At 65.5% G+C, this 13,032-nt stretch carries 14 protein-coding genes; 4 read left to right on the top strand and 10 right to left on the bottom strand.

From position 1 onward, the window contains the following. A partial coding sequence (locus RMO40_RS13565; RefSeq protein ID WP_309722042.1) for an argininosuccinate synthase domain-containing protein occupies positions 1-536 on the bottom strand: 536 nt, incomplete at its 3' end. Between the two features lie 96 nt (positions 537-632). Here RMO40_RS13565 and ppnP point away from each other — a divergent pair. After that, positions 633-944 (top strand): pyrimidine/purine nucleoside phosphorylase, encoded by a 312-nt coding sequence (ppnP, locus tag RMO40_RS13560; protein WP_309722038.1) that lies wholly within the window; start codon positions 633-635, stop codon positions 942-944. 4 nt (positions 945-948) lie between these two features. Here the strand turns inward: ppnP and lspA are convergent, their stop codons facing one another. The 5 genes from lspA to RMO40_RS13535 all read right to left on the bottom strand — a co-directional run bounded on the left by lspA (position 949) and on the right by RMO40_RS13535 (position 7,504). Continuing rightward, positions 949-1,443: a signal peptidase II gene (gene lspA / locus RMO40_RS13555; RefSeq protein WP_309722035.1), complete on the bottom strand. Its 495-nt coding sequence runs from the start codon at positions 1,441-1,443 to the stop codon at positions 949-951. Positions 1,444-1,445: 2 nt separating this feature from the next. Continuing rightward, entirely contained in the window at positions 1,446-4,295 is a 2,850-nt protein-coding gene (ileS, locus tag RMO40_RS13550; protein WP_309722033.1) for an isoleucine--tRNA ligase, read from the bottom strand. Positions 4,296-4,392: 97 nt separating this feature from the next. Beyond that, positions 4,393-5,388: a bifunctional riboflavin kinase/FAD synthetase gene (locus tag RMO40_RS13545; protein ID WP_309722031.1), complete on the bottom strand. Its 996-nt coding sequence runs from the start codon at positions 5,386-5,388 to the stop codon at positions 4,393-4,395. Positions 5,389-5,397: 9 nt separating this feature from the next. Further along, complete coding sequence (locus RMO40_RS13540; RefSeq protein ID WP_309722027.1) at positions 5,398-6,096, bottom strand: 16S rRNA pseudouridine(516) synthase; 699 nt, start codon at positions 6,094-6,096, stop codon at positions 5,398-5,400. Positions 6,097-6,127: 31 nt separating this feature from the next. Continuing rightward, entirely contained in the window at positions 6,128-7,504 is a 1,377-nt protein-coding gene (locus RMO40_RS13535) for an alpha/beta fold hydrolase (RefSeq protein ID WP_309722024.1), read from the bottom strand. Positions 7,505-7,558: 54 nt separating this feature from the next. Here RMO40_RS13535 and RMO40_RS13530 point away from each other — a divergent pair, with 54 nt between their 5' ends. Continuing rightward, on the top strand, positions 7,559-8,737 hold the full coding sequence (locus RMO40_RS13530) for an MFS transporter (protein ID WP_309722020.1): 1,179 nt from the start codon (positions 7,559-7,561) through the stop codon (positions 8,735-8,737). A 31-nt stretch (positions 8,738-8,768) separates the two neighbouring features. Here the strand turns inward: RMO40_RS13530 and RMO40_RS13525 are convergent, their stop codons facing one another. Together RMO40_RS13525 and RMO40_RS13520 are read right to left on the bottom strand one after the other, a co-directional pair. Further along, on the bottom strand, positions 8,769-9,410 hold the full coding sequence (locus RMO40_RS13525; protein ID WP_309722017.1) for a TIGR02281 family clan AA aspartic protease: 642 nt from the start codon (positions 9,408-9,410) through the stop codon (positions 8,769-8,771). After that, entirely contained in the window at positions 9,410-9,898 is a 489-nt protein-coding gene (locus RMO40_RS13520) for a YajQ family cyclic di-GMP-binding protein (protein ID WP_309722012.1), read from the bottom strand. Before RMO40_RS13520 ends, RMO40_RS13525 begins: the two co-directional genes overlap by 1 nt. A gap of 40 nt (positions 9,899-9,938) precedes the next feature. On the opposite strand from RMO40_RS13520, the gene murB reads away from it, so the two are divergent. Then, a complete protein-coding gene (murB, locus tag RMO40_RS13515; RefSeq protein ID WP_309722010.1) occupies positions 9,939-10,955 on the top strand; it encodes a UDP-N-acetylmuramate dehydrogenase in 1,017 nt (338 codons plus the stop codon). Here murB and RMO40_RS13510 read toward each other — a convergent pair. Together RMO40_RS13510 and uraH are read right to left on the bottom strand one after the other, a co-directional pair. Then, on the bottom strand, positions 10,952-12,148 hold the full coding sequence (locus tag RMO40_RS13510) for a urate hydroxylase PuuD (protein ID WP_309722007.1): 1,197 nt from the start codon (positions 12,146-12,148) through the stop codon (positions 10,952-10,954). The two genes, murB and RMO40_RS13510, sit on opposite strands and share 4 nt — an antisense overlap. A gap of 21 nt (positions 12,149-12,169) precedes the next feature. Continuing rightward, positions 12,170-12,523, bottom strand: coding sequence for a hydroxyisourate hydrolase (gene uraH, locus RMO40_RS13505; protein WP_309722004.1), 354 nt, complete (start codon positions 12,521-12,523; stop codon positions 12,170-12,172). A 105-nt stretch (positions 12,524-12,628) separates the two neighbouring features. Between uraH and RMO40_RS13500 the strand changes: the two genes are divergently transcribed. Next, positions 12,629-13,032 (top strand): GntR family transcriptional regulator (locus tag RMO40_RS13500; protein WP_489660162.1); only part of this gene is annotated, 404 nt, incomplete at its 3' end.

The raw sequence follows: 13,032 nt of genomic DNA, 5'->3' as shown, positions 1-13,032 counted from the left end.
TGCGCGACGAGGTACTCGCTCATTTCGGTGCGGCCGCCGAGTTCGTCGATGAAGCGCTGGTCGAGCCAGGGCTTGTAGATGCGCAGGTTCGGGTTGGCGAGCAGGCCGTAGCGGTAGAAGCGCTCGATGTCGTTGCCCTTGAAGGTGCTGCCGTCGCCCCAGATGTTGACGCCGTCCTCGCGCATCGCCACCACCAGCGACGTGCCGGTGACAGCGCGGCCGAGCGGGGTGGTGTTGAAGTAGGTGACCCCGGCGGTGGTGATGTGGAAGGCTCCGGCTTGCAACGCAGCGATGCCTTCGGCGGCCAACTGGGCACGGCAGTCGATCAGGCGGGCGCGCTCGGCACCGTAGAGCATGGCCTTGCGCGGGATCTCGTCGTAGTCAGGCTCGTCGGGCTGACCGAGATTGGCGGTGTAGGCGTAGGGCTGCGCGCCCTTGAGCTTCATCCAGTGCAGGGCGGCGCTGGTGTCGAGCCCGCCGGAGAACGCGATGCCGACTTTCTGCCCGAGGGGCAGGTTCTGGAGGATGGTGGCCATGGGGGTGGAAGCGTTGAAGAGCGTTCGGGGAAGCCGCTGATTTTAGGTGCACTTACACTTCGGCCCCCGAGCCTTCCACACCACCCGAATCCCGCCATGACCGACAAGATCAACGCCACCGTCACCACCCGTGCCAACGTCTATTTCGACGGCAAATGTGTCTCGCACAGCATCGAGCTGGCCGATGGCACGAAAAAGAGCGTGGGGGTGATCCTGCCCTCGTCACTGCGCTTCAACACCGGCGAGCCCGAGGTGATGGAGCTGGTGGAAGGTGTATGCCGCGTCAAGTTTGCCGGCAGCGACAACTGGTTGCCTTACAGCGCAGGGCAGTCGTTCAAGGTGCCGGGTAAGTCGTCGTTTGACATCGAGGTGACGCAGACCTTGCATTACGTCTGCCACTTCGGCTGAAACCTTAGCGACCTCGGCGCACCCGCAAGAGTTCGTCGAGGATCAAGAGCACCGCACCCACGGTGATCGCGCTGTCGGCCACGTTGAACGACGGGAAGTAGTACTTCGCGCCCCAGTGCACCTGGATGAAGTCGACCACGTAGCCGTGCAGCATGCGGTCGATCACGTTGCCCAAGGCGCCACCGAGGATCAGCGACAAGGCCCAGGCAAACATCTTCTGCCCGCCATGGCTGCGCAACATCCAGACGATGAAGATGGCGGCCGCAAAACCCAGGCCGATGAAGAACCAGCGCTGCCAGCCTGATTCACTCGCCAGGAAAGAAAATGCCGCGCCGGTGTTGTGCGCCCGCACGATGTTGAAGAACGAGGTGACGTAGCGGCTGTCACCGTACTGGAAGGACTGCAGGATCAGCGTCTTGGTGATCTGGTCGAGCACGATCACGATCAGCGCCACGCCCAGCCAGGGCCACAGACTGCTGCCGGATTTCTGGAATGCCATGCTCAGGCCGCCTTTCGTTGTTCACCGCTGCCGAAAAGGTTGCTGGTGCAGCGGCCGCAAATCGTGGGGTGGGCTGCGTCAACGCCCACGTCATCGCGGTAGTGCCAGCAGCGCTCGCATTTCTGCGCCGCCGACGGCGCCACGCCAACCGCCAGCGCGTCGCCTGCGATCAAGCCGGCCAGCGAGGTGATGGTGACGAATTTCAGGTCGTCGCCCAGCGTGGCCAGCAGCGCATGGTCTGCCGCATTGGCCGTGATGCTCAACGTGGCCTGCAGTGACGAACCCACCTTGCCGTCGCCCCGCAAGGCTTCGATCTCCTTGTTGGCCACGTCGCGGATCTCGCGGATGCGCGCCCACTTGGCCAGCAGCGCTTCGTCGGGTGCATCAAACGTCGAATACACCTCAGTGAAGATCGACGGCGACTGGCCCGGCGCAAACACCTTCCACGCTTCTTCGGCCGTGAAGCTCAGGAACGGCGCCATCCAGCGCAACATCGCATGCGTGATTTGCCACAGCGCCGTTTGCGCGCTGCGCCGCGCGAGCGACTTGGGCGCAGTGGTGTACAGACGATCCTTCAGGATGTCGAGGTAGAACGCACCCAGGTCTTCGCTGCAATACACCTGCAGCTTGGCTACCACCGGGTGGAATTCGTAGACCTCGTAATGCGCCAGCACCTCGGCCTGGAACTGGGCGGCGCGCGCCATCGCGTAGCGGTCGATCTCCAGCATCTCGCTCACCGGCACGGCATCCTTGCCCGCATCGAAGTCGCTGGTGTTGGCCAGCAGGAAGCGCAAGGTGTTGCGGATGCGGCGGTACGAATCGACCACGCGCTCCAGGATCTTCTTGTCGATGGCCAGGTCGCTCGAATAATCGGTGGCCGCGCACCACAGGCGCAAGATCTCGCCACCGAACTTCTCGGCCGATTCGCCCAAGGGCATGTAGTTGCCCAGGCTCTTGCTCATCTTCTTGCCCTGGCCGTCGACCGTGAAGCCATGGGTCAACAGGCCGCGATACGGCGCGTGGCCTTCCATCGCGCAGGCGATCAGCAGCGACGAGTGAAACCAGCCGCGGTGCTGGTCGTGGCCTTCGAGGTAAAGATCGGCCTCGGGGCCGCTGTCGCTCGTGGTGCCCGGGTGGCTGTGGCGCAACACGTGGAAGAAGGTGGAACCCGAGTCGAACCACACATCGAGGATGTCGTTGCTCTTGGTGTATTGCGCCGCAAGCTCGGCGCCGAGCACCTCTTCAACCGTGAGCTTCGACCACGCCTCCACACCACCCTGCTCCACCACGCTGGCCGCGCGGTCGATCAAGGCCAGGGTGTCGGGGTGCAGCTCGCCGGTTTCCTTGTGCAGGAAGAACGGCAATGGCACGCCCCAGTTGCGCTGGCGGCTGATGCACCAGTCGGGCCGGTTGGCGATCATGTCGTGCAGGCGCGCCTTGCCGTTCTCGGGGTAGAAGCTGGTTTCTTCGATCGCATCGAGCGCGGTCTGGCGCAGGGTCTTGGCGGGTTTCTCGTTCGCGAACACACCCACACCTTCGTCCATGCGCACGAACCACTGCGCGGCGGCGCGGTAGATCACCGGTGTCTTGTGACGCCAGCAGTGCGGGTAGCTGTGAACCAACGTCGACGTGGCGAACAAGCGCCCCGCGTCGCGCAGCGCATCGGCCACCAGCGGCGCGGCCTTCCAGATGTTCTGGCCGCCGAACAGTGGCAGGCTCATCTCGTACTGGCCATTGCCCTGCACCGGGTTCAGGATGTCGTCGACGGCCAGGCCATGCGCACGGCAGGAGTTGAAGTCTTCGATGCCGTAGGCCGGCGCCGAGTGCACGATGCCGGTGCCGTCGTCGGCGGTGGCGTACTCGGCGGCGTACACCGGCGAGAGGCGGTCATAGCCGGGGTCGACGTGCGCCAGCGGGTGGCGAAAGTTCAGGCCTTCGAGTTGAGCGCCCAGCGTGGTGGCGATCACCTGGCCTTCAACGCCGTAGCGCGCCAGGCACTTCTCGACCAGTGCGCTGGCCAGCACCAGCAAGCCGCGCTCGGTGTCGACCAGCGAATATTCAATCGCCGGGCCGACGTTGAGCGCCTGGTTGGCGGGGATGGTCCAGGCGGTGGTCGTCCAGATCACCACGAACGCGTCTTTGGCGATCGAGGGCAGACCGAACGCGGCGGCCAGCTTCGCGGGCTCGGCGGCGAGGAATGCCACATCCACCGTCTGCGATTTCTTGTCGGCGTACTCGATCTCGAACTCGGCCAGCGAAGAATGGCAGTCGAAGCACCAGTAAACCGGCTTGAGGCCGCGATAGACAAACCCGCGCTCGATGATCTTCTTCAGCGCGCGGATCTCATTGGCTTCGTTGCCGAAATCCATGGTGCGGTACGGGTGCTCCCAGTCGCCGAGCACACCCACACGCTTGAAGTCGGCCATCTGCTGCGCGATCTGCTCGGTGGCATAGGCGCGGCTCTTGGCCTGCACGTCGGCGCGGCTCAGGTTGCGGCCGAAGGTCTTTTCGATCTGGTTCTCGATCGGCAGGCCGTGACAGTCCCAGCCCGGCGTGTAGCGCGCGTCCATGCCCTTCAACTGGCGCGCCTTGACGATCATGTCTTTCAGGATCTTGTTGGCCGCATGGCCCACGTGCAGCTGGCCGTTGGCATACGGCGGGCCGTCGTGCAACACAAAACGCGGCGCGCCGTGGCGGGCTTCGCGCAGACGCTTGTAGATGCCGTTGTCGGCCCATTCCTTCACCCAGCCGGGCTCGCGCTTGGGCAGGTCGCCGCGCATCGGGAAGGGGGTGTCGGGCAGATTCAGTGTGGCCCGGTAGTCGGTGGTGGAAGCGGTGGTTTTGTCGGTCATGGCGCTTGCGCGCCGCTTGGGCGCGCCTGAGAAGGTGGTGGCCGGCCGATGGCAACGAATGAAATGGCCGGAGCTCGCGAAGTGATCGGAGCGAGCTTTAAATTCGGTCGCGCGTGGTCTGGCGGCCCTGGGCGGCGTGCGCGGCCAGAAACTCCTGCGCATCGACAACGTCTTGACGGATGGCGACCATCAAGGCATCGAGCCCGTCGTAGCGGGCTTCATCACGCAGTTTGTGCAGCAGTTCCACGCGCACGATTTTACCGTAGCCCCCCTCGGTGCCCAGGTGGGCAGGCCAGTCAAGGCAATAGGTCTCGAGCAGCACGCGGCCGCTGTCGTCGACGGTGGGCCGCACGCCCAGGCTGGCCACGCCACCGATCGGCTCATCGACCAGGCCGTGCACACGCACGACAAAGATGCCCATGGCCGCCGAGCGGGCGTGGGCAAAGCGCAGGTTCAGCGTGCGAAACCCGAGGTCGCGCCCGAGCTTCTTGCCGTGCACCACATGGCCGCTGATGCTGTAGGGCCGGCCGAGCAGCGCCGCCACCTGGGCCATGTCGCCGGCGGTCAGCGCCTCGCGCACGGCCGAGCTCGACACCCGCAGGCCGTGCACCTCGTAGCTGTTCATGCGCGCCACGTCGAAGCCCTGGGTGGCGCCGGCCGCGTCGAGCATGGCGTAGTCGCCGGCGCGCTTGGCACCGAAGCGGAAGTCGTCACCCACCAGCACATAACGCGCGCCCAGGCCCTTCACCAGCACGTCTTGGATGAAGGATTCGGGCGACTGCGTGGCCAGGGGCTTGTCGAAACGCAGCACCACCACCTGGTCGATGCCGCAACGCTCCAGCTCGCTGAGCTTGTCGCGCAGGGTCGCGATGCGCGCGGGCGCCAGCTCGGGCTTGCCGGCCAGGCGCGAGAAGTAGTCACGCGGGTGCGGCTCGAAGGTCATCACGCACGAGGGCAAGCCGCGGTGCTGGGCCTCGGAGCGCAGCAGCGCGAGCATGGCCTGGTGACCGCGGTGCACGCCATCGAAGTTTCCGATGGTGAGCGCGCAGGCCTTGGCGATGTCTGGGTGATGAATGCCGCGGAAAACTTGCATGAGGGCCGATTATCGGGGGCTGACGGCTTCAGGCCCGCTGAGCCAACGCCACTGCCCTGGGGTCAGGTCCGCCGGCAGTGTGAGCGCCCCAAAAGCGCTGCGGTGCAAACCTTCCACCCGGTTGCCCACCGCCGCCAGCATGCGCTTGACCTGGTGGTACTTGCCTTCGGTCAGCGTGAGCTTGAGCGTGAGTTCGCCCGTCACTTCACAGGCAGCAGCGGCCACGGTCGCCGGGTCATCGATCAGCTTCACGCCCGCCAGCAGGCGCTCGACTTGGTCGGGTGTGACGGGGTGCTTGCAGGTCACGTCGTAGACCTTGTTGAGGTGCTTCTTTGGGTGGGTGAAGCGGTGGATCAGCGCGCCGTCGTCGGTGAACAGCAGCAGGCCGGTGGTGTCTTCATCGAGCCGGCCGATGCTCTGCAGGTCACGCCGGCGCAGCGGCACAGGGAGCAGGCTGTACACGCTCATGTGGTGCTTGGGCTTTTGCGAGCACTCCACACCCTGAGGCTTGTTCATCACGATCAAGGCCTTGGCATGGTACGGCCAGGTTTCGCCGCGCACCGTGACCACCAGGCCCTCGGGGCTCAGCTCTTCGAACGGGTCGTCGTGCACCTGGCCATTGATCTTGACGTGGCCTGAGGCGATCAGGCCCTCACATTCACGGCGTGCGCCAAAACCTTGGGAGAAGAGGATTTGCGAAAGTTTCATCAGGGGCGGGATTATCCCTGCACCACTGACGTTACTGGTGCAGCTCCAGCAACACCACATGGTTCTCGGCCGCAGGCCAGGCGATGCCGGCGATGCGCTCGCCATTGAACTCGCCCACCACCGTGCGGCCGGCGGTGTCTGCCACCTTCAGCTTGGCCGAGGCCACGCTGGCCACACCCACGTTGATGCCAGCCGGCGGGCTCTTGCCGTCGAGGCTGATCTGGTCGCGGGGCAAGCTGTAGTAACCGCGCGGGCGTGTCATCGTGACCACGGCCTTGGCGTCCTTGTCGGCCTCGGCCAGGCGCGCGGCGCGCATGTTGACGAGGCTGGATGAGCGCACGAAGGGTGAGCGGTAAATGTGGGTGACGGCATAACCCGGCGCAATGACCACGAACTCGTGGCGGGCTTGCGCATCGGCGTTGAACGGGCCCCACATGCCATCGGCGCCCACGGTCTTGCGGTGCAGCGCCGCGCCCAGGCGCTCGCCGGTGGCCGCATTCGTGGCGTAGACCTCGACCGTGGCGCCCACCAGCGGCAGGTTGGTGGCGTAGCCGCCCTGCACGTTGTTCAGCCCCAGGCCCGAGACCTTGCCGTTGAGCACGACCCGCGCTTCGGGTGTGATGGCCAGTGTGGCTGGCGCCTGGCCGGTGATGAAGCGATAGGCCTGCTCGAAGGCCTTGGGGCTGAACGAAGTTTCGCGGTGGTCGATGCCGGCGATCACCACGTTCTGCGCGCCCTTGAGCGCCGGCCCGTCGAACGTGACGTTGGTGGGTTTGCCTTTGGCCCCGAGAAAGGCGCCATCGGGCTGGGCGTACAGGTCGTTGTTGTCGGAGCGGATCGTCATCCACTTCACGCCGGGCGTCACCTCGTCGCCGTTCGGCCCCTTGGGCGCGTTCAGGCCCATCAGGAAGGGCCCGGCGCCATTGAATTCGTTGCCCGGGTTGTTCTCGGGGTCGGCACGCACGCCGTGGTTGGGTGTGCCGCCCAGGATGGCGTGCGACACCTTGGCCGCGCCGCCGCCGTTGGCGATGTAGTTGCGGATGGCATTGCCGCCGCGCGAGTTGCCGTACAGCACCACCTGGCTCGCACCCGTGGCCTGGAGCAGCTTGTCGACCTCGGCCGCCAGGTACTGCATGTGTTCGGTGGTGGACGTGCGGCCGTCTTGTGGCTTGCTGTCGGTGTCACGCGCCAGCGGGTACGGCAGGTCGATCGCATGCAGGCGCTCACGCGGCCAGCCATTGGATTCGAAGCGCCAGACGGTGGTGTGCCACAGGGCTGCGGTGTCGCCGTTGCCATGCACGAACACGATCGGTGGCGTGGCGGTCGCCACGGGGGCGTTGGCGCACGAGACGAGCAAGGCGGTGCTGGCCACGGCAGCCAGCATCAAGGTTCGGCGGATGTTGTTCATGATGTGTCTCCTGAGTGCCTCGTTCTAGCATGCGGGCTCTAGATAATGCCGCTGGTGATTCCCCCCTCTTACCGAACCACCATCGCCGCGCTAGCCACCGGCCAACTCATCGCCTGGGCCGCCTTGTTCTATGCGTTCTCGTCGTTCGTGCTGCCGATGCAGCGCGAGTTCGGCTGGAGCAAGCCCGCGGTGATGGGCGCATTCACCCTGGGCATGACGATGTGGGGGCTCGTCAGCTACGCCGCCGGCACCGCCATCGACCGAGGACACGGCCGCTGGGTGATGACGCTGGGCGCCGCGCTCGCGGGCGCGGGCTTTCTGCTGTGGTCGCAGGTCGACTCGCTGTGGCTGCTCTACCCGGCCTGGGCCCTGATGGGCGCGGCCATGGCGATGACTCTGTACGAGCCCGCGTTTTCGGTTCTGACCAAACGCTACCCCGACCACTACCGCCAGGGCATCACCTCGCTCACGCTGGTGGGTGGCTTTGCGAGCACGCTGTCGTTTCCGACGGTGGCCTGGCTCATCGCCACCTGGGGCTGGCGTGTGGCATTGGTCGTGATCGGTGTCACGTTGCTGTTCGGCGTGGCGCCTTTGCATGCCTGGGCCCTGCGCGGGCCCGACACGCCCTCGCGTGCCCCGGCCCACGACGCCGCCGACGACGCCACACTGCACGAGGCCCTGCGCCACCGCTCGTTCTGGCTGCTCACCACCACCTTCACGCTTTACGCCTTTGTCTCGGCTGCGCTGTGGGCGCACATCATGCCGGCCTTCGTGGCCAAGGGCACCAGCGAAGCGCAGGCCCTGGCGGTGGTGATGTGGGTGGGCCCGGCGCAGGTGGCGGGTCGGGTTGTGTACTTGTGGCTGGGCCGCTACGTCACCCCGCGTGCACTGGGGCTGTGGGTGCTGGCGGGCACACCGGTATCGCTGGCCGTGTTTGCGCTGGCCGACCACTTGGCCGGGCTGCTGGTGTTCGCGATGTTGTTCGGTGTGGCCAATGGCCTCAGCACCATCGTGCGGGGCAACGTGGTGCCCGAATACTTCGGCCGCGAGCACGTGGGACGCATCAGCGGCGCGATGTCGGCCATCGCCTTGATGTCACGCGCCGCGGCGCCCCTGCTGGCCGCCTGGCTGCTGCTGGCCGTGCCGGGCTACCGCGAGGTGATACTGGTGCTGGCGGCGCTGGGACTGGGCTCGTGGGTGGCGTTTGTGTTGGCGAAGCCACCTGCGCGTTGAGCGATCACTCGACTATCAGTGAGTAGCGCCCTCAAGGGCGTTTCTCCAGCGTCATCACGTCGTTCTCACGTCTCATCTGAAAGCGCGTGAGAAAGCTGTTGCCCAGCAGGATGTAAGGCATCGGCGCCGGGATCACCATGGCTTCGACGTTGTAGACCTGCACGTCGCCGATGCGCACCGAGGTGAGCATCACCCGGTGCACGGGCACCGTGCCATTGGCGGTGCTGGCCATGCCGCGCTGGCCATCGCGGTACTTGATGCCCATGCGCTCGGCATCGGCCTGGCTCATCGACACATAGGTGGCCCCGGTGTCGACCACGAATTCGGCCGCCCGCCCGTTGATCGAGCCGCCGGAGGAAAAATGCCCACCCGGCCCGGCCGGCATCACGATGCGCGAGCCCCCGCCTTCGCTGGCCACGCCACCCAGGTTGACCTGCGCGCCGCCCATCGGCACCGTGACCCGCTTGCCACCGAGCTCCACCACGGCGGCGTCGCCCGTCACGCTGACCAGCTTGACTCCCTGCACGGTGCTGCCCACCGCCACGGTGCGCGGGCTGCCGTCGATCATCAGCAAGGCCTTGTCGCCCAAGCGGCCGCTCATCGACACGGTTTGCGCGCCAGCGGCACTGGCCAGCAGCACCGACAACGCCGCGCTCCACAGCTGGGTGCGCATCAGTCGCGGAAGTTGTCGAAGGACAAAGGTGCGTCGGGCACTTCCTTGCGGATGAGTGCCATCGCAGCCTGCAGGTCGTCGCGCTTGGCGCCGGTGACGCGTACAGAGTCGCCCTGGATGGCGGCCTGCACCTTCATCTTGCTTTGTTTGATGAAGGTCTGAATCTTCTTGGCGGTGTCGGTGTCGATGCCGCTCTTGACGGTGATCAGTTGCTTGACCTTGTCGCCGCCGATCTTCTCGATCTTGGCCGTGCGGTCGAGAAACCGCACGTCGACGTTGCGCTTGGTCATCTTGGCCAGCAGGATGTCGAGCACCTGGCCGATCTGGAAGTCGCTGTCGGCGTAAATGGTCAGCTCTTTTTCCTTGAGGTCGACGCGAGATGACGACCCCTTGAAGTCGAACCGGGTGCCAATTTCCTTGGCGGTTTGGTCCACCGCATTACGAACCTCGACGAGGTTCGGGTCTAACACGGCGTCGAAGCTGGGCATGGGTCAAATCTCTGTCGGCTTAATAAGCGAAAATTCTGCCATGCAAATCGAGTCGGCCGTCAGCTTGAAACCCTATAACAGCTTCGGCTTGCCGGCTGTGGCGCAAACCTTGGTGCGCATCACCGGTGACGCCGATGTGCGCCGTGTGGTCGACCACGCGCAACTCGGGCGCTCGCCCAAGTTCATCCTGGGCGGGGGCAGCAACATCATCCTCACGCGCGACATGCCTCAAGTCGTGCTCAAGGTCGAGGTGATGGGCAAGCGCCTGCTCGAAGAACGCGCCGACGCCTGGATCGTCGAAGCCGGCGCCGGTGAAAACTGGCGCGACTTCGTGGCCTGGACGCTGGCCCAGGGCCACCCGGGCCTGGAAAACCTCGCTTTGATCCCCGGCACGGTGGGCGCATCGCCGGTGCAAAACATCGGCGCCTATGGCATCGAGCTGAAAGACCGCTTCGAGTCGCTCGACGCGGTGGACCTGCTCACCGGCCGCACCGTCACGCTGGACGCCGAGACCTGCGCCTTCGGCTACCGCGACAGCGAGTTCAAACGTTCGCTTGCCGGGCGTGTGCTGATCACCCGGGTGCGTTTCCGCCTGCCCAAACCTTGGCAGCCCGTGCTGGGCTACCTGGAGCTGGAACGCAAGATGACCGAGACCGGCACCTTCACGCCCACACCCCAGCAGGTGGCCGACTGGGTCTGCGCCATCCGCCGCGCCAAGCTGCCCGATCCCTCTGTGGTGGGCAACGCCGGCAGCTTCTTCAAGAACCCGGTGGTCACGCCCGAACAATGCCGCGACATCATCGGCCGCGACCCGGAGGTCGTGCACTACCCCATGCCCGACGGCAGCATGAAGCTGGCGGCCGGCTGGATGATCGATGCCTGTGGGTGGAAGGGCAAGACGGTGGGTCGCGCGGGGGTCTACGAGAAACAGGCGCTGGTGCTGGTGAACCGCGGCGGCGCCATCGGCTCCGAGGTGATGACGCTGGCGCTGGCGATTCAGGAAAGCGTCTACGGGCGTTTCGGCATCCGGCTGGAGACGGAGCCGGTGGTGGTCTAGGGTTTCGCCCCGGCCTCGAACCAGCGCTTCACCAGGTCACGCTCCTCGGCTGTCATCTGCGTCGCGTTGTTCATCGGCATCAGCTTGAGCACCACCGCCTGCTGGTACACCGCCTGCGCATTGCGCACCAGCAACTCGGGTGTGTGCAGCTGGATCGCCTTGCTGGCGAGCTGCTCGTTGTGGCACATGGTGCAGCGTTGCGCCATCACTTGCTGCACCTGGGCGAAGGCAGGCGGCCTGCTGACGGCAGCCGTAGCCGGTGATGCTGCCGGCATCGACGCGGTGACCACCCCCGCCAGCAGCACCGCGCCCACGATCGCATAAGCCCAGGGCACCGGTTGCCCCGTCGCCAGCGCCTTGTGCCGCAACACGAACGACTGCCGGATCAAGGCGCCCGACAACATCATCACCACCAGCACCACCCAGTTGTAGGGCCCGCTGTAAAGAAAACCGTAATGGTTGCTGAGCATGGTAAGGATCACCGGCAGCGTGAAGTAAGTGTTGTGCACGCTGCGCTGCTTGCCGCGTTTGCCGTGGATCGGGTCCACCGGCAACCCTGCCCGCAAGGCCGCCACCACTTTGCGCTGGCCGGGGATGATGACCATCAGCACGTTGCCGCTCATGGTGGTGGCAATCATCGCGCCCACCAGCAGGAACGCTGCACGCCCGGCGAACAGGTGGCACGAGAGCCACGACGCGAACACGATGAAGCCGAACACCAGCAGGCCGACGATCACATCGCCGTTCTTGCGCTGGCCGAACACGCGGCAGATGCCGTCGTAGATCGCCCAGAACGCGACAAAGAAGCCGAGCGAAGTGGCAATTGCTGCGGCCGGCGACCAGTCGAACACGTTCTTGTCGATCAAAAAGGTGCTGGCGTTGGCCAGGTAGAGCACCGTGAACAAGGCAAAGCCGGTGAGCCAGGTGGAGTAGCTCTCCCACATCGACCAGTGCAGCTTCTCCGGCAACTGGGCCGGCGACACCGGGTACTTCTGCTGGTGATAGAACCCGCCGCCGTGCACGGCCCACAGCTCGCCGCCGATGCCCTTGTCGCGCGCCTTGGCGTCTTGGGGTGGCGTGAGGCCGTTGTCGAGCGCGACGAAGTAGAACGAGGCGCCGATCCAGGCGATGCCGGTGATCACATGGGCCCAGCGCAGCAGCAGGTTGAGCCAATCGAGCAGGTAAGCGTCCATCGGGGTCTTTGTGTATACAGTTCAGCTGCCGCGGTAGGTGGAGTAGGCCCAGGGGCTGGCGAGCAATGGCACGTGGTAGTGCGCCAGCGGGTTCGCCAGGCCGAAGTCGATCGGCACGGCGTCGACAAACGGCGGCTGGGGCAAGACCACGCCGCGGCCACGAAAGTAGTCCGCCACCTCGAACAACAAGCGGTAGGTGCCCGTCATGAAGCTGCTGTCGTCGAGCAAGGGGGCGCCGGCGCGGCCATCGTGGTTGAGGGCCAGCTGCTTGATGAGCGTGGGTTGCCCACCGTCCATGCGGTACAGCGCGACCAGCATGCCGGCTGCCGGGCAGCCGTTCATGGTGTCGAGCACATGCGTGGTGAGTTGGCCCATGGTGACCCTGCCTTCAAAAACGGGTTGCAAAATCTGTTGCAAAAGGAGTTGCAAGAGCAGCGAAAGTGTATACAGTTTGCTGCACATCGAGAAGCCGATTTCGACATGCCACGCGCCACTCCCCTGCACGCCATTCGACCCGTGGGTCGCGCCCCAAGCGCCCGTGCCAAGGCTGGCAGGAAGCAAGTTCCGCGCGCAGCGGCCTCACTGGCCGAAGACGCCAGCCTGCATACCACCACCCGGCGCATCGCCGAGTCGATCACCTCCGCCATCGTCGAGAGGCGGCTAATGCCCGGCACCAAGCTGGCCGAGCAGAAGATCGCCGACATCTTCAAGGTGTCACGCACCATCGTCCGGCAAGCGCTGCACCAGTTGAGCCGCGACAAGCTCGTCACGCTGGAACAGGCGCGCGGCGCGCGGGTCGCCCAGCCGAGCGTCGAAGAGGCACGCCAGGTGTTCGAGGTGCGCCACATGCTGGAGTCGGCCATGATCAAGCGCGCCGCCAGCCA

Source organism: Rhizobacter sp. (assembly GCF_031412075.1).
In the GTDB taxonomy this organism is placed as follows: domain Bacteria; phylum Pseudomonadota; class Gammaproteobacteria; order Burkholderiales; family Burkholderiaceae_C; genus Rhizobacter.
The sequence above is the reverse complement of the archived record's forward strand: the minus strand, read 5'-3'. Positions and strand labels throughout refer to the sequence as shown.

Excerpts from the sequence above, each read along its gene's own strand:
- RMO40_RS13525 (WP_309722017.1), bottom strand. The coding sequence starts at position 9,410 with ATGCGCACCCAGCTGTGGAGCGCGGCGTTGTCGGTGCTGCTGGCCAGT.
- RMO40_RS13545 (WP_309722031.1), bottom strand. The coding sequence starts at position 5,388 with ATGCAAGTTTTCCGCGGCATTCATCACCCAGACATCGCCAAGGCCTGC.
- uraH (WP_309722004.1), bottom strand. The coding sequence starts at position 12,523 with ATGGGCCAACTCACCACGCATGTGCTCGACACCATGAACGGCTGCCCG.
- ileS (WP_309722033.1), bottom strand. The coding sequence starts at position 4,295 with ATGACCGACAAAACCACCGCTTCCACCACCGACTACCGGGCCACACTG.
- RMO40_RS13540 (WP_309722027.1), bottom strand. The coding sequence starts at position 6,096 with ATGAAACTTTCGCAAATCCTCTTCTCCCAAGGTTTTGGCGCACGCCGT.
- RMO40_RS13535 (WP_309722024.1), bottom strand. The coding sequence starts at position 7,504 with ATGAACAACATCCGCCGAACCTTGATGCTGGCTGCCGTGGCCAGCACC.
- murB (WP_309722010.1), top strand. The coding sequence starts at position 9,939 with ATGCAAATCGAGTCGGCCGTCAGCTTGAAACCCTATAACAGCTTCGGC.
- ppnP (WP_309722038.1), top strand. The coding sequence starts at position 633 with ATGACCGACAAGATCAACGCCACCGTCACCACCCGTGCCAACGTCTAT.
- RMO40_RS13510 (WP_309722007.1), bottom strand. The coding sequence starts at position 12,148 with ATGGACGCTTACCTGCTCGATTGGCTCAACCTGCTGCTGCGCTGGGCC.
- lspA (WP_309722035.1), bottom strand. The coding sequence starts at position 1,443 with ATGGCATTCCAGAAATCCGGCAGCAGTCTGTGGCCCTGGCTGGGCGTG.
- RMO40_RS13520 (WP_309722012.1), bottom strand. The coding sequence starts at position 9,898 with ATGCCCAGCTTCGACGCCGTGTTAGACCCGAACCTCGTCGAGGTTCGT.